The sequence below is a fragment of the Paraburkholderia sp. JPY419 genome, from assembly GCF_050435705.1.
GTDB lineage: Bacteria > Pseudomonadota > Gammaproteobacteria > Burkholderiales > Burkholderiaceae > Paraburkholderia > Paraburkholderia youngii.
On record NZ_JBNDKV010000004.1, the window covers coordinates 651,143 to 676,482 of the forward strand.

General features: G+C 63.5%; 21 protein-coding genes. 5 read left to right on the top strand and 16 right to left on the bottom strand.

Annotation, left to right across the window (positions count from 1 at the left end):
- Window positions 1-244: 244 nt before the first annotated feature.
- The 3 genes from QFZ91_RS31525 to QFZ91_RS31535 form a co-directional block, all read right to left on the bottom strand.
- Entirely contained in the window at window positions 245-904 is a 660-nt protein-coding gene (locus QFZ91_RS31525; RefSeq protein ID WP_429569578.1) for a hypothetical protein, read from the bottom strand.
- 424 nt (window positions 905-1,328) lie between these two features.
- The gene (locus QFZ91_RS31530) at window positions 1,329-2,819 is read right to left on the bottom strand and encodes an ISNCY family transposase (RefSeq protein WP_429568831.1); all 1,491 of its coding nucleotides are present in this window, start codon (window positions 2,817-2,819) and stop codon (window positions 1,329-1,331) included.
- 494 nt (window positions 2,820-3,313) lie between these two features.
- Window positions 3,314-3,736 carry a hypothetical protein gene (locus QFZ91_RS31535; RefSeq protein ID WP_176125351.1) on the bottom strand — a complete coding sequence of 141 codons (423 nt, stop codon included), beginning with the start codon at window positions 3,734-3,736 and terminating at the stop codon, window positions 3,314-3,316.
- A gap of 705 nt (window positions 3,737-4,441) precedes the next feature.
- On the opposite strand from QFZ91_RS31535, the gene QFZ91_RS31540 reads away from it, so the two are divergent.
- Window positions 4,442-4,846 (top strand): helix-turn-helix domain-containing protein, encoded by a 405-nt coding sequence (locus QFZ91_RS31540; RefSeq protein WP_176381456.1) that lies wholly within the window; start codon window positions 4,442-4,444, stop codon window positions 4,844-4,846.
- 41 nt (window positions 4,847-4,887) lie between these two features.
- On the opposite strand, the gene QFZ91_RS31545 is transcribed toward QFZ91_RS31540, so the two are convergent.
- Together QFZ91_RS31545 and QFZ91_RS31550 are read right to left on the bottom strand one after the other, a co-directional pair.
- The gene (locus QFZ91_RS31545; protein ID WP_429569579.1) at window positions 4,888-5,871 is read right to left on the bottom strand and encodes a pyridoxamine 5'-phosphate oxidase family protein; all 984 of its coding nucleotides are present in this window, start codon (window positions 5,869-5,871) and stop codon (window positions 4,888-4,890) included.
- A gap of 43 nt (window positions 5,872-5,914) precedes the next feature.
- Entirely contained in the window at window positions 5,915-6,556 is a 642-nt protein-coding gene (locus QFZ91_RS31550; protein ID WP_429569580.1) for a glutathione S-transferase family protein, read from the bottom strand.
- A 109-nt stretch (window positions 6,557-6,665) separates the two neighbouring features.
- Here QFZ91_RS31550 and QFZ91_RS31555 point away from each other — a divergent pair, with 109 nt between their 5' ends.
- Both QFZ91_RS31555 and purU read left to right on the top strand, forming a co-directional pair.
- The gene (locus tag QFZ91_RS31555; protein WP_429569581.1) at window positions 6,666-7,580 is read left to right on the top strand and encodes a LysR family transcriptional regulator; all 915 of its coding nucleotides are present in this window, start codon (window positions 6,666-6,668) and stop codon (window positions 7,578-7,580) included.
- Window positions 7,581-7,716: 136 nt separating this feature from the next.
- Complete coding sequence (gene purU / locus QFZ91_RS31560; protein WP_429569582.1) at window positions 7,717-8,592, top strand: formyltetrahydrofolate deformylase; 876 nt, start codon at window positions 7,717-7,719, stop codon at window positions 8,590-8,592.
- 56 nt (window positions 8,593-8,648) lie between these two features.
- Here the strand turns inward: purU and QFZ91_RS31565 are convergent, their stop codons facing one another.
- The 10 genes from QFZ91_RS31565 to QFZ91_RS31610 all read right to left on the bottom strand — a co-directional run bounded on the left by QFZ91_RS31565 (window position 8,649) and on the right by QFZ91_RS31610 (window position 21,104).
- Window positions 8,649-9,506 carry a glycine betaine ABC transporter substrate-binding protein gene (locus tag QFZ91_RS31565; protein WP_429569583.1) on the bottom strand — a complete coding sequence of 286 codons (858 nt, stop codon included), beginning with the start codon at window positions 9,504-9,506 and terminating at the stop codon, window positions 8,649-8,651.
- A gap of 183 nt (window positions 9,507-9,689) precedes the next feature.
- Window positions 9,690-10,883, bottom strand: a complete 1,194-nt coding sequence (locus QFZ91_RS31570; protein ID WP_429569584.1) for a 2Fe-2S iron-sulfur cluster-binding protein — start codon at window positions 10,881-10,883, stop codon at window positions 9,690-9,692.
- Between the two features lie 34 nt (window positions 10,884-10,917).
- A complete protein-coding gene (locus QFZ91_RS31575; protein ID WP_429569585.1) occupies window positions 10,918-12,204 on the bottom strand; it encodes an aromatic ring-hydroxylating oxygenase subunit alpha in 1,287 nt (428 codons plus the stop codon).
- 73 nt (window positions 12,205-12,277) lie between these two features.
- Window positions 12,278-13,057, bottom strand: coding sequence for an electron transfer flavoprotein subunit beta/FixA family protein (locus tag QFZ91_RS31580; protein ID WP_429569586.1), 780 nt, complete (start codon window positions 13,055-13,057; stop codon window positions 12,278-12,280).
- Window positions 13,054-14,241, bottom strand: a complete 1,188-nt coding sequence (locus QFZ91_RS31585) for an electron transfer flavoprotein subunit alpha/FixB family protein (protein WP_429570922.1) — start codon at window positions 14,239-14,241, stop codon at window positions 13,054-13,056. Before QFZ91_RS31585 ends, QFZ91_RS31580 begins: the two co-directional genes overlap by 4 nt.
- A gap of 7 nt (window positions 14,242-14,248) precedes the next feature.
- The gene (locus tag QFZ91_RS31590) at window positions 14,249-16,174 is read right to left on the bottom strand and encodes a (Fe-S)-binding protein (protein WP_429569587.1); all 1,926 of its coding nucleotides are present in this window, start codon (window positions 16,172-16,174) and stop codon (window positions 14,249-14,251) included.
- A 2-nt stretch (window positions 16,175-16,176) separates the two neighbouring features.
- Window positions 16,177-18,240, bottom strand: a complete 2,064-nt coding sequence (locus QFZ91_RS31595; RefSeq protein WP_429569588.1) for an FAD-dependent oxidoreductase — start codon at window positions 18,238-18,240, stop codon at window positions 16,177-16,179.
- Window positions 18,241-18,265: 25 nt separating this feature from the next.
- Window positions 18,266-18,805, bottom strand: a complete 540-nt coding sequence (locus QFZ91_RS31600) for a DUF5943 domain-containing protein (RefSeq protein WP_184228574.1) — start codon at window positions 18,803-18,805, stop codon at window positions 18,266-18,268.
- 34 nt (window positions 18,806-18,839) lie between these two features.
- Entirely contained in the window at window positions 18,840-19,811 is a 972-nt protein-coding gene (locus tag QFZ91_RS31605; RefSeq protein WP_429569589.1) for a dipeptidase, read from the bottom strand.
- 18 nt (window positions 19,812-19,829) lie between these two features.
- A complete protein-coding gene (locus QFZ91_RS31610) occupies window positions 19,830-21,104 on the bottom strand; it encodes a serine hydroxymethyltransferase (protein ID WP_429569590.1) in 1,275 nt (424 codons plus the stop codon).
- Between the two features lie 416 nt (window positions 21,105-21,520).
- Between QFZ91_RS31610 and QFZ91_RS31615 the strand changes: the two genes are divergently transcribed.
- Window positions 21,521-22,516, top strand: a complete 996-nt coding sequence (locus QFZ91_RS31615) for a GlxA family transcriptional regulator (protein WP_429569591.1) — start codon at window positions 21,521-21,523, stop codon at window positions 22,514-22,516.
- Window positions 22,517-22,630: 114 nt separating this feature from the next.
- On the opposite strand, the gene fdhA is transcribed toward QFZ91_RS31615, so the two are convergent.
- Window positions 22,631-23,830 carry a formaldehyde dehydrogenase, glutathione-independent gene (gene fdhA, locus QFZ91_RS31620; protein WP_176381424.1) on the bottom strand — a complete coding sequence of 400 codons (1,200 nt, stop codon included), beginning with the start codon at window positions 23,828-23,830 and terminating at the stop codon, window positions 22,631-22,633.
- A 278-nt stretch (window positions 23,831-24,108) separates the two neighbouring features.
- Here fdhA and ampC point away from each other — a divergent pair, with 278 nt between their 5' ends.
- On the top strand, window positions 24,109-25,290 hold the full coding sequence (gene ampC / locus QFZ91_RS31625; protein WP_429569592.1) for a class C beta-lactamase: 1,182 nt from the start codon (window positions 24,109-24,111) through the stop codon (window positions 25,288-25,290).
- Window positions 25,291-25,340: the final 50 nt, after the last annotated feature.

The window sequence follows — 25,340 nt, forward strand, 5'->3', positions numbered from 1 at the left end:
CAGTGTTGATTAGGCACGAACCGGTCAGACTGGTCATCGGCTCGCGGAGCACGACAAAAACATCCGTCGCCGCGCACGGCAACGGTCACGGCAAGTGCGAAGAAAGCGGTCTAACGGAAAAAGTCTGAATTCAGTCTATGCCGGATTAAAAGCAAAGTGAAATCGGCTTGCTTCGTCGGGGCGACAGGGCAGTGGCATGGCTGGCGCGCGCAGCAGCGGGCGTGCTGCGGGCCGATGTGCAATCTCAGCCGATCCGCCCGCGCCGCAGCACGCCGCTCAGGCCGAGCGTGTGACCGGGGTCGTAGTAGTGAATCAGGAGCGTGCGCCGCTGCCCGTTCTGTACGTCGAGGTTCGCATGCTGAAGCGCGAAGCCATTGAATTCGTAGACGCTGCCGGGTTTGACCGGAATGCGCTTGCAGTTGCCGACACGCAGGTCATGGAGCGTATGCCAGCTGCGCCAACTGAGCGGCAGGCTATGCAGGAAGCCATGACGCATCTTGCAGATCAGGTTGGTCAGCGTCGTGACCGACAGGCGCGGCTTGCAATACATCACGAGATCGCCGTTGTGAACGCCGTCGGGCGCGAGCTGAAGCGGAACCAGCAGCGTCAGCAGGTGCGAGTCGTAATGGCGGCAGTGGCTTTCCGTCAGCGAAGTCTTGCTCGCGCAGCGCAGTACGTGGAACGGCTCGGTCGGTAAGTTTGTTTGCCCGATTTTGGCGGCCATCGCGCGCGCATTCGCGCAGATCGATTGCTCGAGTTCGCGAAAGGCCTGAGCGCGACGTAGTATCTCAGCGATTTTCGCGCCCGATTGCGAGCGCGGTGCGGTGGTGTCAAACAGATGGTCGATGAACTGGTTGATTTCGGCGATCGTTTCCTGGGGAATCACGTCATCAAAAGATTTCAAGGCGACGCTTTGGTCGATTCGAATCCGGTTAGTCTCAGTGTGCCCACGCACGTCTGTCAGGGTGTCCATAGCCCAGATTTCCATTCGTTTTTTGCTCTACAACCGAAATGAAAAATATTCCCTACTAGCCGCGCACGATGTGCGGCAGCGTACATAAAGCCTTCGGGTGATTGATTCCGATGATTAAATCTGAAGTCGGATTTCTCTGACCGCTTTTCTAAATCACATTACGAGAATTTGGAAATGGCTGCGACTGCGACGATGCGCGCCGGTGTTCAGAAACCCGACATCTGTAAATAGCCAGAACACGACATTTCTATTTGGGACCTACACTGATGTCAAAGCCATTCTGAAATGTCCGCTTACTGGCCAAGTTCAAATGTCCGCTTTTAGGGGTTGGAAATCTGTTTCTTAGGGTTTCAGCTCACGCAGTGTCGATGGATGGCGTTTGAATTGGCAGGGCGCTTACGCCTGTTCCACTGTCCCTTGCAGACCTCCGGCCAGGTTTGCCGGGTTGCGTTGGCGACGTTCTGAGTTGCGCGAGTTCCATCACCACGTGCTCGACGTCGGTCTGCGTAACCTCGCGCTGCTTCTTCTTGCCTGGCTGTGGCGTATTCCGGTTGGTCCTGGTCGAGTCACCGCGGTGCGTGCGCGAGGGCGCCTTGCCGATCCGGCTGTGATCGCGTTGAGCCTGAATGACCTGTGAGACCTGAAGTATGTGACTCAACCGTTTGTGTTCGACGACGGCGCCCTGGTCAACCTCGGTCAGCCGGTCGTACTCGCGGTACGGCACTACCCGGCCATCCGCCCGCAGCTCGATGCGCCCGTCCGGATACTCCCAGACCTCGATATATCGATCAATCAGCTTGCGGTTCTCCGGCGTATCGTCCAGCAGGTACATCACCCGGTCGTACTGCACCGTCAGCGACTTCTTGACCTTTCGCGGCTCGCGCCAGGTGAGGACCAGATCAAGGCTCTCTTCGGCTCGCAGTGGCCGGTGTGCGTCGAAATCGCTCTTCGGCGACCTGGCAAAGCGCGCGTTGTAGGCCGCCATGAAGGAGGGCACCCATGCGTTGGCTTCGTCCAGCGTACTGATGCCGCGCAACCGCAGTTCCTTTACCAGGCGGTCCTGCAGCGTCAGATGGGCGCGCTCCACACGCCCCTTGGCCTGGCTCGAATTCGCGCAGAACGTGTCGATGTTCAACTCGTACATCGCGCGCCCGAACGGCGTCACGCTGCGCTCGGTCCGCTCGGCACTGGTGCTGCGGAATACGCTGGCCTTGTCGCTGTAGAACGCACCAGGCTTGCCATAGCGCTCGATGTACGCGCGAGTGGCCTCAAAGTAGCTGAAGGTCGATTCCGTCTGGGTGAAGTGCAGTTCCATCAGCCGGCTCGTCGCATCGTCCACGTACACCAGCAACGTGCAGGCCGGTGCGCGGTCCTCGAACCAGCGATGATCGCAACCATCGATCTGGATCAGTTCGCCCAGACAGGCGCGACGAGCACGTGGCTGATAGATCTTCGGCGGACGTTGACGGCGCGGCACCCACAGCTGGGCATCCATCATCAATTGCCGGACCGTTTCCTTCGCCAGGCGGATGCCGTGGCATTCCCACAGCTTCTCGCACGCCAGTGTGGGCCCGAAATCGGCATAGCGCTCACGGACAATCGACAGCGCCCGCTCTGCAGTTACGCGATCCAGCCGGTTGTTGCTGGGCTTCGCGCGTCGCCGCGACACGAGACCTTGGGGCCCGTGTTCACGCAATCGGCCAACCAGCCGACGAATCTGCCGCGTCGTCAAACCAAGTCTCTGCGCCGCACGCAACGGTTTGAGCCTGCCGTCCACCACATCCTGAATGACCTTGAGTCTGTCCAGCTCACGCATCGTCATCGTTATCCGTTCTGTTGCCGACATCCAAAGCTCCCAAACACTGGAATCCCAGCGGTTGATCAGCTTACGATCGACTCAAAAAGCGGACATTTGAACTTGGCTAAAAGCGGACATTACAACTTAGCCGTTACAACTGAATCTGTTGATAATTTATCTTATGTCAAATACCGTATCCGTCGGAGACCGCCACCACTCGGACACCGACGATGCTCACTCACGATGGCGAGGCATCCAAAGCGCGCGTCTCCTTCATACCGCAATCGACACCCGGATGCTGGACGCGGACCGGGAGATTCCCTTCACGACTTACCATCCTCCCATGCGCGCCATATACCGCAATTAGACAATCGTTAAATCCTTCTTGGTCCACCACGAGAATAGCTTTCAAGCTAACGCGAATACCGCTGTCGCCGCTCAAGCGGATTTTTAATCGTTGTCTATTGCATCGTGGCTCAGAGACGTTTCGCATATTCTCTCGACCCGCGAGCGTCTCGTCGCGTTCGGAGACTGCGCATGCGCTACGTGCATTTCGACGCGGCGTACGGACACAACGCGTTCGCCGCGTTCCCGTTTGCCTCCGTCTGCGATGCATGTTCAAACACCCGCAGACGCTCGGCATCCGCAATCAGTCGTTTCTTGATCGTCGAGCGTCCCGCCGATCCGAAACCCATCACCTTTTCGTATTCATGCGGCCTGTCGTGCCTGAAACGATTAAAGAAGTCATCACCCGGCAGGCCGTTGTCGAGGCTCATCAGGCAGCCGTAGTCGAGCGACGCGCAATCGCTCAGCGAGCGCGCCGCGTCCGCCAACGCGCGATAACGGCTTTGCAACGGTTCGTCGCGACCGAAAAGCGCGTGCAGTTCCTGATAAGACACGAGTCTCTTGCGCCTGGCGGCACGCAATAGCATCGCGGCGATATCGCGGGTCCTATCCGTGTTCATGTCATCCTCCTTACCGCCTGCTGGCAGATGCCCAATGGCACCGATGAAAGCGCTGCCACCCTCGATCGTTTTATGCGTATTGAGTAATAAGGTGCCCGGCGAAAAAGTATTTCCGGATATTGAGCGACGCGGTCAAATTAAGCAGATGGTTACTGGAGTCGGGATTCACAGCGACACTCTGCGCGAATGTCCCGTTTCCCTATAATCCGCCTGGAAAAGCGCCGCAAAACGGTTTTCAATCTTCAGAACCCATTTTCGCAGATTTCCAGCGAACACCACCCTGCATCGAAAAATGCATTCAAATTGCATTCGCAAACCAGAAATCCACGCATTCAAACGCTTCAGTCTTCCGGCATGCTGCGCGCACTGACAAGCGCCAAACGTCAAGCTCTATGCGGCTTGGAGGGATTGGCGCTAGCGGCGCGAAGCAGCCCGGATTGATCTTTTGATTAAATCATTTCAATCAGGTTAGCAAACGTGAAATTCAATCGCAAGGAAGATCTTTACGGGAAGAAAGACAACACAGTGCGAACGTCTTAGCCGACGATTACGTCGTTTTCTATCAGAGGAAAGACGCGATTGATTTTTTGTTCTTTTAGACACAGCGGGCGACTTTTCGATTATCTGTAAGTGGCGTGCCCTCTTCTCTGTATGCACCAGCAACCGATTGCAGTCCGGTCAGCGACCCAACGGCGGAGTTCTCCAATGCATCGACCGAATGACGATTTACCGACGGTCGCACGGCGTCTCACGGCGGGCAAGAAACTGCTCGACGGCATCGCCGCGGCCGAGGTCGCGAAACAGATGGGAATGGCAAAGACCACCGTCGAACGATATCGCAAGCTATTAGAGCAAGGTGGGCTCGACGCGCTCAGAAACATGAGCGTCGGCGGCCGCCATTCCGCGCTCGCGGTGGCGGATCTGGACTGGTTGGCCGACGCGCTGAGGGCCTCGCCGCGGGACTATGGCTTCGACTCCGATGGCTGGAGCAATGCGCGCATGCGCGAGTTGATAAGCCGTCAGTTCGGCATTTCTTACTCGCGCGTCTATGTATGGCAACTGGCCACCAGACTTGGCGTGTCTTACCGGCTCGGCCGAAATGCACACTGACGGCGGCCGCACCCAGCTAACCCACGCGCGTGCGCATCGGCTCAGGCGCTTTCCCGGACCTTTGGCAGAAACTGCGGCGCGAGTTCGACCTGCGACCATTGGAACGGCAACGCGCCGCGGCTGCGGCGCACTTCGTCCACATGGAACCGCACGAGCCGCTGCGCACCCGCAAATGCAGCGAGTTCGTCGCCGTCCCAGATGACCTCCGCTCGCACCGCCAGAAAAAGCAGATCGCCGGTTGCGAAGTCGATGACCAGCAGGCCCGCGCGCGGATCGTGCACGAGGTTGCCGATCGTGTTGAAGAAGCGGTTGCCGCTGTAGTCGGGCGTGGTCAGCGTCGTTGCGTCGTCCACGCGCACGAAGCCCGGTGCGCCGCCGCGATGCGAAACGTCGACGCCCTTCCCCACCCCCGCTTCCTCGCTCAGATTCGCACTGGCGATGAAGAACGTGTCCGCGCTCGCGAGCAATTCGCGGTCGGCTCTGCCCAGACGCTCGGCGATCTCGGGCTGCGCGCGCGTCGCGGCCGGGTCCCGCTCGATGAAAGACGGCGTACGGCTCTGGATGTACTTCGGGCAATTGCCGAAACTCTGCATCACTTCGAACTGCAACGTGTCGCCTTGCACCGACCGTACGACGCCATTCACCCGATTGCGGCGCCGCGTGCGCGGCTCGATGCCCAGCGCACCGAGCTGCGCGCCTTCGCGCCACGCCGCGGCGAGCGGGTCGCCCGCCAATGCGCCGCCTTCGATGCGCAGCGTGCGCGCATCCGGTGACGTGACGAAGCCCGGCGAACTCGCGCGTAGCGTCGCCCACGGTTGACCGCTCGCATCGACGCCGCCGATCACGAGGAACGGCTGCGCGGCAAAGAACTCGCGATGCTGCTCCGGCATGAAACGGCGAATGCCCCGACGCCCCATCGACTCCGCCACGTCACGCACACCCGCGCGCTGCTGCGCATCCTGCTCGCCGGCATGAAACGGCGACACGTCAGTTCCCCAGTTATTGAGCGGAACGAATTCGGACATGATCTGACTCCCTTGCAAGAACTGAAGCGGCTCCAACTGCGTATCACGCCGCCAGCAAACCCGCCTTCGTCGACGGCATCGCGATGAAACGCGGCAATGCCTCCACGCGACTCAGCCATGCACGAATGTTCGGATACGGCTGCAATGACACACCGCCCTCGGGTGCGTGAGCGATATACGTATGCGCGGCGATATCGGCGATCGTCGCGTGCGCGCCGGCCACGAACGGCTTGCCGGCAAGCTCCGCGTCGATCACGTCGAACAGCTTGACGGCGATCTGCTTTGCACGCTCGTGGTCGAGCGGTGCGCCGAATACGGTAACGAGCCGCGCCGCGCACGGCCCGTATGCGATCTGGCCCGCCGCGAGCGACAGCCAGCGCTGCACCGCCGCGGCGCCGAGCGGATCGTCCGGCAGCCACGACGCATCGCCATAGCGCTTCGCCAGATAGACGAGAATCGCGTTCGAATCGAACAGCGTCAGCTCGCCGTCCCGAATCGTCGGCACCTGACCAAACGGGTTCAGCGCGAGGTACTCGGGCTTGCGGTTCTCGCCCGCCTTCATGTCCAGCTCGATCAACTCGAACGGCAGATCGAGCAGCGTCAGAAACAGCTTCACCCGATGACCGTGGCCTGACAGCCGTGTCGTATAGAGCTTGATAGGCTGGGCGGGTCGGGTGGCGGACATGGAGGTCTCCGGACAGGTTGAATGACACGCCCAGCATAGGGCGTAGGCACTGTCGCGCGGAAGCCCGATAATCCGGGAAACACAGTCAAGCGAGAATGGACAATCGATCATGGCCGATGTGCGCAACGTGAACCTGAACCGCCTCGCGATCTTCGTCGCGGTCATCGACGCGGGCTCGCTGAGCGCCGCCGCGACTCGGCTCGGACTCGCGAAGACGATGGTCAGCACGCACATGCAGCGGCTCGAGGCGGAGGTCGGCGCGAGCCTGCTGGTGCGCACCACGCGGCGGCTCGGCGTCACCGAGGCGGGCCGCACCTTCTACGAGGCGAGCGTGAAGATTCTGCGCGCCACCGAGGACGCGCTGAACGCGCTCGGCGGAGAAACCTCGCCGGTGCGCGGCACGCTGCGCGTCAGCGCGCCGAACGACTACGGCGCGCTCGTCGTCACGCCCGCTCTGGTCGAATTGCGCCGCACGCACGCGCAGCTCGACGTCGAGCTGCTGAGCAGTGACCGCTACGTCGATCTGATTGCCGACGGCATCGACGTCGCGATCCGGCTTGGTCGTCTCGCGGATTCGAACTATCGCGCGGTGAAGCTCGGCAGCTTCGTCAAGTGGCTCGTCGCGAGTCCCGAGTTCCTGCGCACGTGGGACGTGCCGAACACGCCGGCCGCGCTGGAGACGCTGCCCTATTGCGCGTTGTCGGTGCTGCCGCATCCGTTGACGCTCGATCTGCGGCACGTCGACGGTAAAACCGCGAGCGTGCGCTGCGCGTCCGCGCTGCGTGTCAACACGGCCGATGCCTGCCGGGCGGCGACGCTCGCGGGCGGCGGCATCGGTCTGCTGACGGATTTTTCGATCGCGGACGACGTCGCGGCGGGACGGCTGATCCGGCTGCTGCCCGAATGGGCAACCGCGCCGGCGAGCATCCAGGCCGTGTTTCCGCCGACGAGTCACCCGCCGGCGAAAGTCCGCGCGCTGATCGATACGCTGAAGCGAAGGCTCGGGCAGGACCCTGCGGACTAGTGCGGCAGATCCTCCTGGCGTTCCCATTCCAGCGCAACGGCGGTTAGCTTCTATCCCCGCGATCGCCCGATTTGCTCTACTGCGACGATGCGCGCCGCGCCCCGCGGCCTCGCCTGATCGTCAATGTGGAGAGCTCATGTCCGCCATTTCCCGTCCTGCTCAAGGGGTCCTCACCGTCGCGTGTCCGAGCGCGGCGGGCCAGGTTGCCGCCGTCGCCGGCTTTCTCGAACGGCATCGTTGCTATTTCGACGAACTGACCGTATTCGACGACGAACTCAGCGAGCGCTTTTTCGTGCGCTGCGTGTTTCACCACGTCGATCGCGACGACGCGCTGCAGCTCGCCACGCTCAAGCAGGAATTCGCGCCGATCGCCGAACGCTTCCGGATGACGTGGGCGATCCACGATCTGTCGGTCCGGCCGAAGGTCATGATCATGGTGTCGAAACTCGAACACTGCCTCGCCGATCTGCTGTTTCGCTGGCGCATGGGCGAGCTGAAGATGGACATCGTCGGCATCGGCTCGAATCATCGCGATCTCGAACCGCTCGCGCGTCAGCACGGCCTGCCGTTCCATCATCTGCCGATTACCGCCGACACGAAGCCGCAACAGGAAGCGCAACTTCTCGAACTGTTCGAATCGTCCGGCGCCGAGCTGCTGATTCTCGCGCGCTACATGCAGATCCTGTCCGCCGAAACGAGCCGCGCGCTCGCCGGGCGCGCGATCAATATCCATCATTCGTTCCTGCCCGGGTTCAAGGGGGCGAAACCGTATCACCAGGCCCATGCGCGCGGCGTCAAGGTGATCGGCGCCACCGCGCATTTCGTTACCGACGATCTCGACGAAGGTCCGATCATCGAGCAGGGAGTCGAACCCGTCGATCACTCGTACAGCCCCGAACGGCTGCTGACGACCGGACGCGACGTCGAATGCATTACGCTCGCGCGCGCGGTGAAGGCGTTCGTCGAGCGGCGCGTGTTCATTAACGGCGAGCGCACCGTCGTGCTGAGGTAAACAGAAAACGCCGCTGAAAAGCGGCGTTTCATCAGGCTGCGCCAACGCTTGCCGGCTTACTTCACCCAGCTATCCACCCGATCCGAGTGCGCGCTGACCCAGGCGTCGGCGGCCGCGGCCGGCTTTTCGCCGTTCTGCGTGGCCAGCATCACCGCGTCGATTTCGCCCGGCTTCCATTGGAACTTCTTCAGGAACGCGACCACGGTCGGTGCTTTTTTCTCGAGCTCCGGATTCACCACGCTATCGACGTGCTCCGCTTCACCGAACACCTTCTTCGGATCGTCGAGGAATTTCAGCTTGTACTTCGCGAACATCCAGTGCGGCTTCCAGCCGGTCACGATGATCGGCTTGCTGGCCGCCTCCGAGCGCGCCAGTTCGGCGGTCATCGCGCTGCCGGAACTCGGCATCAGCTGATAGTCGAGCCCATAGGCCTTGATCGCCTCGCTGGTTTTCTGCATCACGCCAGCCCCAGCATCGATGCCGACGATGCGCGCGCCGAATTCCGCCTTCTTCGCCTGCAGATCGCCGACGGTCTTCACGTCCACGTTGTCCGGCACGATCAGCCCGATCTTCGCGTCGTTGAAGTTCGGCCCGAGGTCGACCACCTTGTCCTTGAAGTTGTTCCAGTACGCGCCGTGCGTGACCGGCAGCCACGCGGACAGCGTCGCGTCGAGATCGCCGCGCGCCACACCCTGCCACATCACGCCGGCCGCGACCGGCACCAGCTGCACCTGATAACCGAGGCGTTTTTCGATCACCTCGGCGGCCACGTTCGACGTCGCAACGCTATCGTCCCAGCCCTCCACGTAACCGATCTTGATGGTCGGCTTCGAATCGGCCGACACGCCCGCACTAACCGCCGCCAGCATCACCCCCAACGCGCTTGCCACCACTATCTTTCCGATCAGTCTCATCGACGTTCTCCCGTTGATACATTTGCCCATTGACGCGTTTGCCATCGAACTGCAGATCGCGCATTTAGAATCGCCAACCAGAATTGCCGGGTAGCGTTGTTTTGCGACATGCAGTTGTCCGCATGCGACTTCCACGCAAATCCGCGCAGTATTTGCCGTGTTCTCGTGGTGTTGTCAGTCGTATTACTTGTCGACGACGAGATCGCTCAGCGGCTTGCTACAGCACAGCAGCACCATGCCCTGATCGATCTCGCGCTGACGGATACCGCCCGCGTGCTTCATCGCCACTTCGCCCGACACGAGCTTCACCTTGCAGGTGCCGCACATGCCTTGGGTGCACGACGCCGGCAGCCGCACGCCCGCCTGCTTCGCCGCTTCGAGCACATGCTGGCCGGCGCCGCACTCGATCTCGCGATGACTGCGCGTAAAGCTCACCTTGTAGCGTGTTCCGGTTTCGACCGGCGCCGCCGGCGCATCGCGCAGCGCGTCCGCGTCATGCGCTTCGGTCAATTGCGCGGCCACCTCGCTGACGGTCTCGAACGAGAAGCTTTCCTCGTGATAGTGCTGGCGGTCGAAGCCGCCTTCGTCGAGCAGTTTGCGCACCGCTTGCATATACGGCGCAGGGCCGCAGGTGAAAATTTCCCGCTCCAGAAAATCCGGTGCAATCAGCTTCAGCAGCGGCAGCGTCAGAAAGCCGGTGATGCCGGGCCAATTGGTGCGCGCGCCCACGCGCTCACAAACGAAGGCTGTGCGGAAATGCGCCTGATTCGCGGCGATCAGATCGAGCTCGCGCGCGAAGATGATGTCGTCCGGCGTGCGCGCGCTATGCACGAAGACGATATCGCTGTCCTCGCCGAGTTCATGATGCGTGCGGCTCATCGACATCAGCGGCGTGATGCCCGAGCCCGCCGACAAAAACAGGAACTTGCGCGCCGGATGCCGCGCGCAGGTGAACTCACCGGCAGGCCCCAGCACGCGTACCTGCATGCCCGCATGCAGATTGTCGTGCAGCCAGTTGGACACCGGGCCGCCCGGCACGCGCTTCACGGTGATCGAAATCGTATGGGGCCGCGTGGGCGGCGACGAGATCGTATAGCAGCGATTGACCCGCTCGCCGTCGATCTCCAGCTCCAGCGTAATGAACTGCCCCGGCTCGAACACGAACGCCCGGCCGGATGGCGCGCGGAAGAAGAAACTCTTCACGTCGTGCGTTTCGCTGCGAACCTGGCAGCACTCCAGCGTGTCGTCCGAATCACTGCTCCAGCGCGCCGGCAGCGCATCCCAGAAGCGCGGCTGGGTGACGCGGCTCGGCGCGCCAGCTGGATTCTCAGAAGTCTGCTCGATGTCCGGTTGAAACATGGCCTGGTCGCGCATCATGGTTGTCCCCCCGCTCGTCATTGCGGTGTTGCACTCAGCGCGCGAACGACACGACTTTCTCGTCGTGCGCTGCTCGCGGATTCGCGTCGTAATCCGCGAGACGGCCGATATACCATTCGCAGAACTTTTCGACGAGTCCTTCGGTGAACGGCGAATACGGACCCGGCTCATACGCGCTGCTCGTCGCGCCGCGCTGCGAATATTCAACGAGCGCGCGATCCTGGTCGTTGGTCGCGCGCCACACGGCGGTCAGATTGTCGACGTCGTAATCGATGCCTTCGCGCGCGTCCTTGTGCACGAGCCATTTAGTGCGCACCAGCGTCTTGCCGGCCGACAGCGGAATCACCGAGAAACTGACGATATGGTCGCTCATGAAGTGATGCCACGAATTCGGCTGCGTCCAGAACGACAGGCCGCCGAGATCGGCCTCCTTGAAACCGCCGAGCAGTTTCTTCGAGGCGACCTTCGCGTCGAGCGTCTGCGATTCGCCGTCGCGATCGAGCGGCAGACGTTGCGTGCGAAACCCGGTGACCAGATCGGCGAGCCGCTCGATTTCCGCCGATGGCAACTGCATCGCCTCCCACTGCGCGGTGCGGCGCGCGACCGTCGCCTCGAACGCGGCCATGCCCTCCTCGTTCGCCGGTGTGCGCTGATAACCGAAGCCGTATTCGTACAGCGAGATGGTCAGCTCCGGATGGTTCGCGACGCAGTGATAGCACTCGCGATTGTTCTCCATCGTCAGCTTCCAGTTGCCCTCCTCGATGATGTCGATCGACGCGGCGATCTTGCAGCCGGCCAGATTGTGCGGCAACAGATACGGTTCCATTGCGGCGCGCATCACGGAAAAATCGGCGGGCGGCTGCTCGGCGAGGCAGATGAAAATCAGCCCGGCGAGATTCTCGACATGCACGGCTTTGAGGCGATGTTTGCAGCGGTCGAACTGTTCGCCCATGTGTTCGGCGAACATCAGGTCACCGGTCAGGCTATACGTCCAGCTGTGATACGGACAGACGATGTTGCCAAGCGAGCCCTTGCCGGTATTGCACAAACGCGCGCCGCGATGGCGGCAGACGTTATGAAACGCGCGCACCTGCATATCGTCGTCGCGCACGATCAGGATCGAATCGTTGCCGATCTCGACTGTCACGTAGTCGCCCGGTTCGGGCACGTCGGGCTCGACCGCGACCTGAATCCAGTGCTGGCGGAAAATCGCGTCGATATCGAGCGCGAATATTTCCTCGCTCGTATAGAACGGCGCTTCCAGCGTGTAATTCTGCTTGCGGCGTTCGATCATTGCGCGAACGTCTGCGGAAACTTTCATTGTGTGCTCCGTTGCGTGTCACGTCTGGCGCCGCGCCAGGCCCTCCTGGTCGCATGCTGGCCCGAGCCGGAATTCAGTAATCCACCAGTTGATGCTCGCGCAAATACGCGAGGATCACTTGTGCTTTTTCGACGGAACTCCCTTCAATTACGACGCTGCCGCCGCGGCTCTCGGTCGTCGTCGCCGACAGCATGCGTGCGTGGCCCGAGCGCTTTTCGGCGGCGGCGAGTCGCACTGGCTTCGCGGTGGCGGGGCCGATGGCCCATGCGGACTGTTCGGGAGGAGTGCCGTGCGGCGCGGCGGCGCCCGGCGCGGCGGTGCGCTCGATCCTGCCTTCGCGCAGCCGCGCATATGCGTACGACGTCGCGGCGTTCGCGAGCGGATGCACGGCGATCAACGCGGGCAGCCGCACTTCGACGCGCCGTCGCAAGCCTTTCGGCATGAACTGCCGGACCTGCGCGCAACCGTCGCGCACAACCAGATCGACGGCGGCGCCGACGAGCGGTACCGCCAGCGCATGCGCGACGCGATACGGCAACATGCCGCTATCGAAGCCGCCTTCGGCGCGCGTGCCGGTCAGCACCAGCTGGTAGCCACGCAAACGCGCGGCGAGTTGCGGCGCCGGATCGGCGTCGGGTGGCATCTCCAGCACTTCGACCGAACGCGCGCCGAGCGCCAGATATTCGTTCAATGCAGCGTTCGACGGATCGCCCGCATGCAGCACGTCGAGCGTCGCGCCATGCGCTCTCGCGAGCGACAGCGCCAGCGTCAACGCCGCCGCATCATTGCGGCTGTAGCGCGCGACGCCGCTGACCGGATGACGTCCGATTGAAACCAGCACGGCAATCTTCATGCGAGCACTCCTTCGGCAAGCTTGCCCGGCTGCAGCAGTGCGGCCGAGGTGGCGCGCGCGCCGCGCGCCGCGGCCGCGGCTTCGTTGAGCGCCGCGATGGTTTCCTGCGCGTCCGCGATCACGGTCAGATTCGCGCGCTTCGCGATCGGTGCGCTCGCGTCGAGATTGACCGCGATCACATGGCGGCAATCCTTGATGCCCTGCAGATGCTGCACGGCGCCGGAGATGCCGAACGCGATATACACGCTCGCCTCGACGGTCTTACCGGTCGCGCCGATCTGCTTGTCGCGCGTGAACTTGCCGTCGTCGACGGCGACCCGGCTCGCGCCGATCGCCGCGCCGAGGGTCGTCGCGAGCCGCTCGAACGCGGGTACGTCGCTCACGCCGTTGCCCGCCGATACGATGAAGTCCGCCTCTTCCAGCGCGACTTGCGCCGCATCGATTTCGTCGATGCCGAGATCGCGGATTGCGCGTTGCGCGACCGGGCTATCCGCCTCCCGCTCGAAGCGCCACGCGACCCGTTCGCCCGCGCCGACGAACGGCAGCTTCGGATCGACCGCATTCGGTGCGAGCAGCACGACTTCGGGCAGCGCGCGGCTGGCGAGCGCCGTATTCGCGCGGACATAGGTGGACACGTGCGCTGCGTCGATCTCGACGACGTGCGTCGCGACGCTTGCATCGGCCGTCGACGCATAACGGCGGCCCAGGTCGCCGTCGCCGGTCGCGTTGTCGGGCAGAAAGACGTGGACGGGCGCGTAGGCTGCGACGCAGGCCGCCAGCGCATTCAGCTCATCGTCCGGCGCGTAGGTGCGGCGATCGAACATCGGCAATTCGATCAGCTTGTCGGCGCCGAGCGCGGCGGCATCGCCGGTGAATTCGCCGAACACGAGCAGCACGACTTCGGCTTGCAAGTCCGCGATCAGCGCGGCGGCCGCAAGCGTTTGGCGCGCATGTTCATCGAGCGCGCCCCGATCCGCGTGCGCCGCAACCAGCAGCACATGGTGCGGCGTGGCCGTCGTGCGGCGCGGCTTCGGCTGTTCGTGATGCGCGGCGTGACGCGCTTCAGCTAGCGACGCACTGCCGCCGGCATCCGCCACGCCAACGGCGCCGAGCGTGATGCGCCGGAGTCCCTGCGCCGTCACCGTGAACGGCCGGCGCGGATCGATTCGTTTGAGCGTATTCATCATCGCGTTACTCCAGCGCCGCGGCGACCAGTTCGGCCACGTCGAGTACTTCCGGGCGCGGCCCCACTACCCCTTCGAGCATCGCCGTGCAATTCGGGCAGCCGACCGCGACGATCTCCGCGCCGCTTGCGCGCGCGTCATCGATACGGATGTCGGGAATCCGCCGTTTGCCGGGGATGTCGGTCAGCGGTGCGCCGCCGCCACCGCCGCAACAGCGCCCGCGCATCCCGTGTCGCTCCATCTCGACCACCTTGATGCCGATGCTCTGCAGCACACGGCGCGGCGCTTCCGTCTCACCGTTGTAACGGCCCAGATAGCACGGGTCGTGATACGTGATGTTGCGTTCCGCCAGGGCGGCGGCCACGCGCGGCGACAGCTTGCCGCTCGCGATCAGTTCGTCGATCAGCGCCGTGTGGTGCTGCACCTGATAGAAGCCGCCGAGCGCGCGATACTCGTTGCGCAGGCTATGCAGCACATGCGGATCGGCGGTGACGATGCGTGCGAACGAGTACTGCGCGAGCGTGCCGATCAGCGTACGAGCCAGTTGCTGGAACGTGGCTTCGTCGCCGAGACGCCGCGCGGTGTCGCCGGTATCGGTTTCGACGCCGCCCAGCACCGCGTAAGCGACACCCGCGCGGTTCAGCACCTTGACGAGCGCGCGCAGCGTGCGCTGATAGCGCATATCGAAAGCACCTTCGCCGGCGATCAGCAGCACGTCCACATGACGACCCGGCTGCGCGACCTGCACCTGCAAATCGACGGCCCAGTCGTAACGCGCGCCGATGTCGTAGCCATTGCTGCTGCCGGTCTCGCGCAGATTCGCGAGCGTCGCCGGCCCCTTGCCCGGCACGCTGCCCTCGACGAGCGTCTGATTGCGGCGCATGTCCACGATCGCGTCGACGTGCTCGATCAGCATCGGGCACTCCTGCACGCAGGCGCGGCAGGTTGTGCACGACCACAGCGTGTCCGCTTCGATCAGCGTCGAAATGAGCGGCTTGCCCGGCGCGCCCCCATGCTTGCCGATCGGAATGCCCGGCGTCGGGCTGCCCGCGTATTGCGCGTCGGTGCCGCCGACCATGCCCGTCACCAGATCCTGAATCAGCTTCTTCGGGTTCAACGGCTGTCCCGCCGCGAACGCGGGGCACGCCGCTTCGCATTTGCCGCATTGCACGCAGGCATCGAAGCTCAACAACTGGTTCCAGCGGAATTCGACCGGCTTGCCGACGCCGTATTCCTTCGCGTCGAGCAGCGGCATTTTCAATGCCGTGGGCGGCACTGCGTCGGGAGCGTTACGCGCCGCGGCGGCATCGGCAAAGCGCTCCTGACGCGGATGAAACGCGAGGTGCAGCAACCCGGCCAACGCATGTTTCATCGGACCGCCGCGCGCCGCGCCGAACGTCATCGTGAACGCGCCCGCCGCGATCAGCAGCGCAACGATCACCGCGAGCGCACCGGACATCGCCGTCGCAGGCAATGCGATGAACAATGCAAGACCGAGCGCGAACGAACCCAGCAGCAGCGGCAACTGATCCCACGGCCCACGCGAGAGCCGCGCCGGCACCGTCTTCGCGCCATGCCGGCGGCGCCAGACGAACACCGTGCCGATCAGCATCGCCAGCGCGGCGACGAAGATCAGCTTGTCGAGCCACGGCGAGTAGATCGCGAAGCCGTAGTTGACGAACACGAGCGCCATCGCGAGGATCGCTCCGCCCGCCGTCGCAACGTGCGTGCGTGCGATGTACGGATCGCGCGCAACCACATGATGCAGGTCGACGAAGTAGCGTTTCGGGATCGCGAGCAGATTGGCCCAGCCGTAGGCGCCCGCGACGGTCGCGCGGCCCCCGCGCCAGTACGCGGCGCGGCGTGCCAGCGCGAATGCGAGACCGGCCACCGACACCCACAGCAGGACGGTGATGACAAACACGGGGCTCATCGTCAGAAATCCTTGCAAAGGCGCAGCGCGTCGTAGATCGCGCCGTGAATGTTGTGCATCGAGATGCAGTCGCCGACCCGGAACAGCAGGAAGCGGCCATTGCCGAGTTGCTCGTCCAGACACGGCTGCGGTTCGGACGCGAACAGCTTGTGCACGTCCACCTGCCCGCGATTGACCGATTCAGTCTTCAGCTTCCAGTAAAGCTGATCGTTCGGCGTACTGCCGTTTTCGATCACGACCTGATCGACCGCGCGTTCTTCCTGCTCCTCGATGTACTCGTTGCGGATCACGGCGATCTTCTTGCCGTCCTCCTCGTACACCTTGTCGAGCCAGTAGTTCGGGGTATGGATCACGCCTTGTGCGTACAGACGGCGATAGAAGATCGGGAACGTGGTGCCGCCGACGTCGTCGGCAACCTTCACATCCGGCGTGACGATCTCCACGTTGCCGCCACGGCTCGCGATGAAATCAGCGACGCCCGCGCCCGCATGCGCGCTGACGCCGTCGTACACGAGCACGTTCTTGCCGGGCTCGACCTTGCCGGCCAGCACGTCCCACGAACTGACCGCGAGCCCCGCGTCGACACCCCACGCCGCGACCTGCGACGTGAACGCCGAACCGCCGGTGGCGAGCACGACGATGTCGGGCTTCTCGGCCATGATGGTCCGCTCGTCGGCGGCGACACCGAGGCGGCGGTCCACGCCGAGGCGCTTCGTCTCCATGTCGAACCAGCGCACGATGCCCGCCATCTGCTCGCGCTGCGGCGCTTTCGCCGCCAGCATGATCTGGCCGCCGACGTGATCGTTCTTCTCGAACAGCACCACGTCGTGACCGCGCGACTTCGCAACGCGCGCCGCTTCGAGCCCCGCCGGCCCCGCGCCGACCACGACGACTTTGCGCTTCGGTCCGCGCGACTTCGCGATCACGTGCGGCATCGTCGCTTCGCGCGAGGTTGCGGCGTTCTGCACGCACAGCACGTCGAGCCCGTTGTACTGACGGTCGATGCAGTAGTTCGCGCCGACGCACTGCTTGATTTCGTCCTCGCGGCCATCGCGGATCTTGATGACCATATGCGGATCGGCGATCTGCGCGCGCGTCATGCCGACCAGATCGACCATCCCACTCGCGAGCAGCCGCTCGGCCTGGCCCGCGTCGCGAATGCTTTGCGCGTGCATCACCGGCACCTTGACGACCTGCTTGATGCCGGCCGCCAGATGCACGAACGGCTCGGGCGGCAGCGCCATCGGCGGCATGCAGTTGGCGAGCGTGTTATGCGTGTCCGCGCCGGAACCGATCACGCCGAGATAATCGATCAGACCGCTCTCGCTCATCGCCTGGGCGATTTCCTTCAGCTGTTCGTGATCGAGCCCGTCTTCATGGAATTCGTCGCCGCACATGCGCAGGCCGACGCAAAAGTCGGCGCCCACCGCCGCGCGCACCGCCTGCAACACTTCGACGCCGAAACGCAGGCGGTTTTCGAGCGAGCCGCCCCATTCGTCGGTACGGAAGTTGGTGCGCGGGCTCCAGAACTGATCGATCAGATGCTGGTGCGCGGCCGAGATTTCGATGCCGTCCATGCCCGCATCCTTCACGCGCTTGGCGGCCGCCGCGAAGTCGCCGATGATGCGGCGAATCTCCTCGACTTCGATGATCTTCGCGTTGCCGCGATGCACCGGTTCGCGCACTCCCGACGGCGACATCAGATGCGGCCAGTGCTCGCCGTGGAACGCCGAGCGGCGTCCCATGTGAGTGGCCTGAATCATGATCTTCGCGCCATGCGCGTGCATCGCTTCGGCGAGCCGCGCGAGCGGATCGACGATCCTGTCGGTGGCGAGATTCACCGACTTCCACCAGCCTTGCGGGCTGTCGATCGACACCGGGCTCGACCCGCCGCACACGGCGAGTCCGACGCCGCCCTTGGCCTTTTCCTCGTAGTAGCGGATATAACGGTCGCCGGGCAGGCCACCCGGTTCCGCGTAGACCTCCGCGTGCGCGGTACTGACGATGCGGTTGCGCAGCGTCAGCTTGTTCAACGTGAGCGGCTTGAAAAGGTTCGGGTAACGCATCGCGATCGACCTCGGAATGCTCGGATTAGATTGACGCCAGCGGCGACACTTCGAATACGCAGTACTCGTGTCCCTCCGCCGCGCAGCTTGCTTCTTTCGATTGCGACGGCGGGCCCTTGCGCGCGCCGTCGGGCGCGGTGTCGTTGACCCAGTCCATCGCGCCCGCGAACCAGCCGGCGAACATGTAGCAAAGCTTGCCGGTCTTGCCCGGTTGCGCGAGCACGAACGACGAGTGCCGTAGTTCGATCCGCGCATGCGAGCTCGCCGGATCGGCCTCGATGATCCTGAACAGGCCCCAGCCGCGCTGCGACAGACGGTTCAGGTAGTGCTCGAACACCGCCATGCCGGTGAGGCCATGCTGTTTCGCTTCCTTCTCGCACCAGAAATAGGCGGACTTGTAGCCGGCCTTGTAGAGAATCTCGGCGTACGTGTCGCGGCCGAGCGCCTCCTCGACGGCGACGTGGTTGTTGGTGAAGAAATGACGCGGCACGTAGAGCATCGGCAGCGCGTCGGTGGTCCAGACGCCGGTGTCCGGATTCACATCGATGGGCAATTGAGGTTGCATGTGGGAACTCCGTTTTTATCCGCTGTAAGAAGGCTCACACCTTCCAGACTTCGCCGAACACCCGTACCCAGTTCTCGCCCATGATCTTGCGGATGCGCGTCTCGCTCCAGCCGGCGCGTTCCATCGCGGCGGTGAGGTTCGGAAACTCGCCGATCGTGCGAATGCCTGCGGGATTCACGACCTTGCCGAAGTTCGTCAACTGGCGATAACGGCCCTTGTCGTGCGTGATCCAGTCGAAGAACTCGGTGCTGTAGCCCTGTGTGAAATCGGTGCCGATTCCCACGTGGTCCTCGCCGATCACGTTCACCACGTACTCGATCGCCTCGAGGTAATCTTCGACGGTCGCATCGGGGCCGCGCTTCAGGAACGGCGCGAACATCGTCACGCCGACGAAGCCGCCCGCATCGGCGATCTCCTTCAGCTGCTCGTCGGTCTTGTTGCGCGGATGCTCCTTGAGCCCCGACGGGCAGCAATGCGAATAGCAGACCGGTTTCTTCGACGCCGCGATCGCCTCCGACGAGGTCTTGCCGCCCACATGCGACAGATCGACCATGATGCCGACGCGGTTCATCTCCTGAATCACTTCGCGCCCGTAACCCGAGAGACCGCCGTCGCGCTCGTAGCAGCCGGTGCCGACGAGGTTCTGCGTGTTGTAGCAAAGCTGCACCACGTTGACGCCGAGGTCCTTGAACGCCTCGATATAGCCGAGGTTGTCCTCGAACGCGTGCGCGTTCTGGAAGCCGAAGATGATGCCGGTCTTGTTCTCTTTCTTCGCGCGGTAAATGTCTTCGGTGGTGCGCACCAGCGTTAGGATCTCGCTGTATTGGCGGATCTGCTGCTTCATTTCGGCGATGTTGTCGACGGTCTTCTGAAAGCTTTCCCAGACCGACACCGTGCAGTTCACGGCGGTGACGCCGCCCTTGCGCATGTCCTCGAACACCGAGCGCTCGAACTTCGAAATGTTCAGCCCGTCGATGATGATGCTGTTCTCGTGCAGTTGACTCATCGTTTGCTCCACGCGTACTCAGTAAATGGGGAAGCGCTCGCACAGCGCGAAAATCTCGCGGCGCACACGTTGTTCGGTTGCGGCGTCGGCTTCGGGGGACGCGCGCAGCGCATCGAGCACCTCGACGATCAGACGCCCGACCTCGCGAAACTCGCTGACGCCGAAGCCGCGCGTCGTGCCCGCCGGCGTGCCGAGACGAATGCCGGACGTGACCGTCGGCTTCTCCGTATCGAACGGAATGCCGTTCTTGTTGCAGGTGATGCCCGCGCGCTCCAGCGCCTGTTCGACCTGATTGCCCTTGAGCCCCTTCGGCCGCAAATCGACCAGCAGCAGATGGTTGTCGGTGCCGCCCGTCACGAGATCGACGCCGCCCGCTTTCAGCACGTCGCCGAGCGCCCGCGCGTTCGCGAGTACGCTGTCGATATAGGTGTTGAAGCCCGGCTGCAGCGCCTCGCCGAACGCGACCGCCTTGCCGGCGATCACGTGCATCAGCGGGCCGCCCTGCAAGCCGGGGAACACGGCGGAGTTGATCTTCTTCGCGATCTCTTCGTCGTTGGTCAGCACGAAACCGCCGCGCGGACCGCGCAAGGTCTTGTGGGTGGTCGACGTGACCACGTGCGCATGCGGGACCGGATTGTCGTGACGGCCGGCCGCGATCACACCGGCGATATGCGCCATGTCCACCATCAGCTTCGCACCGACGCCGTCGGCGATTGCGCGCAGCCGTGCGAAGTCGAGCGCGCGCGGATAGGCGGAGAAGCCTGCGATCAGCAGCGTCGGTTGATGCTGTTGCGCCAGTTCCTCGATCTGCTCGTAGTCGATCAGCATCGTGTCGCGCCGCACGCCGTACTGCACCGCGTTGAACCACTTGCCCGACAACGCGGGCTTCGCGCCGTGCGTCAGATGCCCGCCCGCGTCGAGCGACATACCGAGCACCGTATCGCCCGGCTTCGTCAGTGCGAGCATCACCGCGCCGTTCGCCTGCGCGCCGGAATGCGGCTGCACGTTGGCGAACTTCGCGTCGAACAGTCGCTTGATACGATCGAGCGCGAGCGTCTCGATCTCGTCGACGTATTCGCAACCGCCGTAGTAGCGCTTGCCCGGATACCCTTCCGCGTATTTGTTGGTCAGCACCGAGCCCTGCGCGTCGAGTACGGCGCGCGACACGATGTTTTCCGACGCGATCAGCTCGACTTGCGACTGCTGACGCTCGAGCTCTTTCAGAATGGCGCCGCGCACCGCCGGATCGCGCGCCGGCAGCGAGTCTTCGAAGAAGGGATTCGGGTTCGACATGGAAGGTCCGTAAGAACGTTGACGGGAGGCTGTTGCGGGTTGCCGGCGGATCGCGCCGCCGCTTTGCCTTGGATCTATTCTTGACGGTCGGCCCGCGCGTCGATTTACGAATTCAGACGCGTTCTTTGCCTTTTCCGCCATGCGCGTCCTTTTTCGACAAGTCGGCGCAGTCCGCCTGCGCGGGGCTGCACTACAAGGCAGTCTTACTGCGCCGTTCGGGTGCGCCGTACCGCCGTCGCGGCGCCGTTCTGGTGCCGCGTGGAAGCGATTTAATCAGTCAATTGCTTAGCCATCACGCTTTGTGCGCAGCATCCAAGGGTTTAGCCTGATGGCACGGTAGTTGCCCTGATATTCAGAATTGAGATAGTCGCCTGCCCCACGGCGACGCGACATTCAAATCAGGATTCCCCGTTCCCATGTCCACCGATCGCACGGCATCGTTGTCGCATTTCGCATTCATGCCGGTTCCCAACTTCACGATGATCGCGTTCACCAACGCGATCGAAGTGCTACGCATGGCGAACTACCTGACGGGCCAGACGCTTTACCGCTGGTCGATCGTGAGTCCCGCCGGCGGGCCGGTCATGGCGAGCAACGGGCTTTCCGTCGATACGGGTCCGGTCGAATGCGTCGGGCAACCCGATATCGTGTTCGTGGTCGGCGGCATCGACGTGCAGCGCTCGACTACCGGCGAGCATCTGTCCGCGCTGCGCCGTTTCGCGCGTATGGGCTGCATGCTGGGCAGTCTGTGCACGGGCACCTATGCGCTCGCGCGCGCCGGTCTGCTGGCCGGTTATGCGTGCGCGATTCATTGGGAAAACATGTCGGCGCTGAAGGAGGAGTTTCCCGACACGCGCTTTCTGAAAGAGCTGTTCGTGATCGATCGGGATCGGGTGACCTGCACCGGCGGCGTCGCGCCGCTCGACATGATGCTGAACCTGATTTCGCCACGCGTCGGTACCGCGCGCGTCACGCAGATCGCCGAGCAGTTCATCGTCGAGCACGTGCGCGACACCAGCGCGCAGCAGAAGATGCCGCTGGTCGCGCGGCTCGGCTCGGCCAACAAGTCGCTCTTCGAAGTGATCTCGCTGATGGAGAACAACATCGAGGAGCCGCTGTCGCGCGAGGAACTGGCGCGGCTCGCCGGCATGTCGCAACGGCAGTTGCAGCGGCTGTTCCGCGAGCACCTGGGCATGACACCGACGCATTACTACCTGACGCTGCGCCTGCGGCGCGCACGCGAGCTGCTATTGCAGACCGACATGTCGATCATGCACATCACGATGGCGTGCGGCTTCCAGTCGGCCTGCCACTTCTCGAAGAGCTATCGCGATGCGTTCGGCACCGCGCCGACGCGCGAGCGCCGCAGCCAGGCGCCTTCGCTGTCCAATGCGCCAGTGCTGGCGGCTTGATCAATGAAGATACGCGCTGAACGGCGTACCCGTTCAGCGCGTGCGTAAGACGACGCGCTGCGTGGACCGGCAGCCCACCCAGCGCTTCGGTGGCACTCTGGCGGCTGGCGAACCTCAAGCCGCCTTCAAAAGCCCATGCGGGTCGATCACAAACTTCTTCGGCGCGCCGCCGTCGAATTGCCGATAGCCCTCGGGCGCATCGTCGAGCGAGACCACCGTCACGTTGACGATATCGGCGATCGGCAAACGATCCCACAGGATCGCCTGCATCAGATTGCGGTTGTACTTCATGACCGGCGTCTGCCCGGTGTGGAACGAATGCGACTTGGCCCAGCCCAGGCCGAAACGCAAACTGAGACTGCCCTTGCGTGCGGCGGCGTCGGCCGAGCCCGGATCGTCGGTCACGTAGAGTCCGGGAATGCCGATCGCGCCGGCCGCGCGGGTGATTTCCATCAGCGAATTGAGCACCGTGGCCGGGGCTTCCTCGTGTGAGCCGCTGCTGCCGTGACCGTGCGCTTCGAAGCCGACGCAGTCCACCGCGCAATCCACTTCGGGCTTGCCGAGGATCTGCTCGATCTGTTCGCCGAGCGTCGCGTCCTTCGACAGATCGATGGTCTGGAAGCCCATCTTGCGCGCGTGCGCGAGGCGCGCCTCGTTCATGTCGCCGACGATCGTGCAGGCCGCCCCCAGCAGGCGCGCCGACGCGGCCGCCGCCATGCCGACCGGTCCCGCGCCCGCGATATAGGCTGTCGCGCCGGGCTTCACGCCGGCCATCACCGCGCCGTGATAGCCGGTCGGCAGAATGTCGGACAGGCAGGTCAGGTCGCGGATCTTCGCCATCGCCTGCGCCGGGTCCGGGAATTTCAGCAGATTGAAGTCTGCATACGGCACGAGTACGTATTCGGCCTGGCCGCCAATCCATCCGCCCATGTCGACATAGCCATACGCGCCGCCCGCGCGCGACGGATTGACGTTCAGGCACACGCCGGTATGCTGTGCCTTGCAGGTCGGGCAGCGTCCGCAGGCCACGTTGAACGGCACCGACACCAGATCGCCGACGCTCAGCGTTTCGACGTCGCGCCCTACCTCGATCACTTCGCCGGTAATCTCGTGCCCGAGCACGAGGCCGACCTCGGCGGTCGTGCGGCCACGCACCATGTGCTGATCGGAGCCGCAGATATTCGTGCTCACCACCTTCAGGATTACGCCATGGCCGATCGAACGGCCGCGTGGATCGACCATCTTCGGATAGTCGATCGACTGCACTTCGACCTTGCCCTGCCCCAGATACACGACGCCGCGATTGCTGCTCATTGTCTCGTCTCCATGTTCGTGAGCGGCGCGCCCGCACGCTGCATGGCGCGCCGTTCCACCAGCGTAGCGGCCGCTCGCAGCGGCACCTGTGCCGAACCCGACACGCGTTTGGCCACAACCGACAACGCCGGCATCGCTCGCGCTGCGGCCCACAACTTTTTCTTTACCCCCGCGCAACATATCCTCGTTTGCCAGCGTTTCGCAAAAGCCCGATAGTGCTGCCTCAGCCGAATCGCCGATCCGCCGACTCACACTCCCCGACCGAGGACCCGTTTGCAATGAAGACCCGAGCGCTCAAACTGATAACAACCGCGACGTTCGCGCTGTTCACGCTGTCCGCGATCTCACCCGCCGGTCACGCGGCCGAGCCAGCCGCCGCGCAACGCCAAGCCACCGTCGATGCGGCGATCCGGCCGCTGATGGCGAAGTACCATATCGCCGGCATGGCGGTTGGCGTGATCGACGACGGCAAGCCCTACGTGTACAACTACGGCGTCGCATCGACGCAAACCGGCAAGCCGGTCACACGCGACACGCTGTTCGAACTCGGCTCGGTCAGCAAGACCTTCACGGCGACGCTCGCGTCGTATGCGCAGCTCGACGGCAAGCTGTCGTTGGCGGACGGCACGGAGCGCTATCTGCCGACGCTGCGCGGCCGGCCGTTCGGCAAAGTGAGCCTGCTGAACCTCGGCACGCACACGCCCGGCGGTCTGCCGCTCCAGGTTCCGGACGACATCCACAACGACGCGCAATTGCTGCAGTACTTGCACGACTGGCAGCCCGCTCATCCGCCCGGCACGTTCCGCACCTACTCGAATCCCGGCATCGGCACGCTGGGCCTGATCACCGCGAAGACAATGGGGCAGGACTTCACCGCGCTGATGCAGCAACGCATGTTTCCGGCGCTCGGCATGAAGAGCACTTACATCGACGTCCCAGCGGCGAAAATGCCGGACTACGCGCAGGGCTATGCGAAAGACGGTGCGCCGGTCCGTCTGACGGGCGGTGTGCTTTCCGCCGAAGCGTATGGAGTGAAGTCGACCGCCGCCGATATGCTGCGTTACGTGCAGGCGAACATGAACCTGCTTCCGCTCGACAGCCAGCTCCAGCGTGCGATCACGGACACGCATACCGGCTATTTCCAGGCGGGCGTGTTGACCCAGGATCTGATCTGGGAGCAGTACCCGTATCCAGTCGCGCTGCCGACCTTGCTGGCCGGCAATTCGGCGGAAATGGTCCTCGACGCCAAGCCGGCGACCGAAATCAAACCACCGCTGCAGCCGCAGCAGAATGTCTGGATCAACAAGACCGGTTCGACCAATGGCTTCGGCGCGTATGTCGCCTTCGTGCCGCAAAAGCGCATCGGCATCGTGCTGCTCGCCAACCGCAATTTCCCGAACGAGGCGCGCGTGAGCGCCGCGCATCAGATCCTCACGGCGCTGGATGGCGGCGAGCATTGATGGATTGAGTACGACGGGACGGGGTACGGTCGCGTGCGGCGCGCTCCGTC

What these genes read in the sequence shown, in the direction of transcription:
- QFZ91_RS31530 (WP_429568831.1), bottom strand. Translation starts at nt 2,819, where the DNA reads ATGTCGGCAACAGAACGGATAACGATGACGATGCGTGAGCTGGACAGA.
- QFZ91_RS31535 (WP_176125351.1), bottom strand. Translation starts at nt 3,736, where the DNA reads ATGAACACGGATAGGACCCGCGATATCGCCGCGATGCTATTGCGTGCC.
- QFZ91_RS31540 (WP_176381456.1), top strand. Translation starts at nt 4,442, where the DNA reads ATGCATCGACCGAATGACGATTTACCGACGGTCGCACGGCGTCTCACG.
- QFZ91_RS31545 (WP_429569579.1), bottom strand. Translation starts at nt 5,871, where the DNA reads ATGTCCGAATTCGTTCCGCTCAATAACTGGGGAACTGACGTGTCGCCG.
- QFZ91_RS31550 (WP_429569580.1), bottom strand. Translation starts at nt 6,556, where the DNA reads ATGTCCGCCACCCGACCCGCCCAGCCTATCAAGCTCTATACGACACGG.
- QFZ91_RS31555 (WP_429569581.1), top strand. Translation starts at nt 6,666, where the DNA reads ATGGCCGATGTGCGCAACGTGAACCTGAACCGCCTCGCGATCTTCGTC.
- purU (WP_429569582.1), top strand. Translation starts at nt 7,717, where the DNA reads ATGTCCGCCATTTCCCGTCCTGCTCAAGGGGTCCTCACCGTCGCGTGT.
- QFZ91_RS31565 (WP_429569583.1), bottom strand. Translation starts at nt 9,506, where the DNA reads ATGAGACTGATCGGAAAGATAGTGGTGGCAAGCGCGTTGGGGGTGATG.
- QFZ91_RS31570 (WP_429569584.1), bottom strand. Translation starts at nt 10,883, where the DNA reads ATGATGCGCGACCAGGCCATGTTTCAACCGGACATCGAGCAGACTTCT.
- QFZ91_RS31575 (WP_429569585.1), bottom strand. Translation starts at nt 12,204, where the DNA reads ATGAAAGTTTCCGCAGACGTTCGCGCAATGATCGAACGCCGCAAGCAG.
- QFZ91_RS31580 (WP_429569586.1), bottom strand. Translation starts at nt 13,057, where the DNA reads ATGAAGATTGCCGTGCTGGTTTCAATCGGACGTCATCCGGTCAGCGGC.
- QFZ91_RS31585 (WP_429570922.1), bottom strand. Translation starts at nt 14,241, where the DNA reads ATGAATACGCTCAAACGAATCGATCCGCGCCGGCCGTTCACGGTGACG.
- QFZ91_RS31590 (WP_429569587.1), bottom strand. Translation starts at nt 16,174, where the DNA reads ATGAGCCCCGTGTTTGTCATCACCGTCCTGCTGTGGGTGTCGGTGGCC.
- QFZ91_RS31595 (WP_429569588.1), bottom strand. Translation starts at nt 18,240, where the DNA reads ATGCGTTACCCGAACCTTTTCAAGCCGCTCACGTTGAACAAGCTGACG.
- QFZ91_RS31600 (WP_184228574.1), bottom strand. Translation starts at nt 18,805, where the DNA reads ATGCAACCTCAATTGCCCATCGATGTGAATCCGGACACCGGCGTCTGG.
- QFZ91_RS31605 (WP_429569589.1), bottom strand. Translation starts at nt 19,811, where the DNA reads ATGAGTCAACTGCACGAGAACAGCATCATCATCGACGGGCTGAACATT.
- QFZ91_RS31610 (WP_429569590.1), bottom strand. Translation starts at nt 21,104, where the DNA reads ATGTCGAACCCGAATCCCTTCTTCGAAGACTCGCTGCCGGCGCGCGAT.
- QFZ91_RS31615 (WP_429569591.1), top strand. Translation starts at nt 21,521, where the DNA reads ATGTCCACCGATCGCACGGCATCGTTGTCGCATTTCGCATTCATGCCG.
- fdhA (WP_176381424.1), bottom strand. Translation starts at nt 23,830, where the DNA reads ATGAGCAGCAATCGCGGCGTCGTGTATCTGGGGCAGGGCAAGGTCGAA.
- ampC (WP_429569592.1), top strand. Translation starts at nt 24,109, where the DNA reads ATGAAGACCCGAGCGCTCAAACTGATAACAACCGCGACGTTCGCGCTG.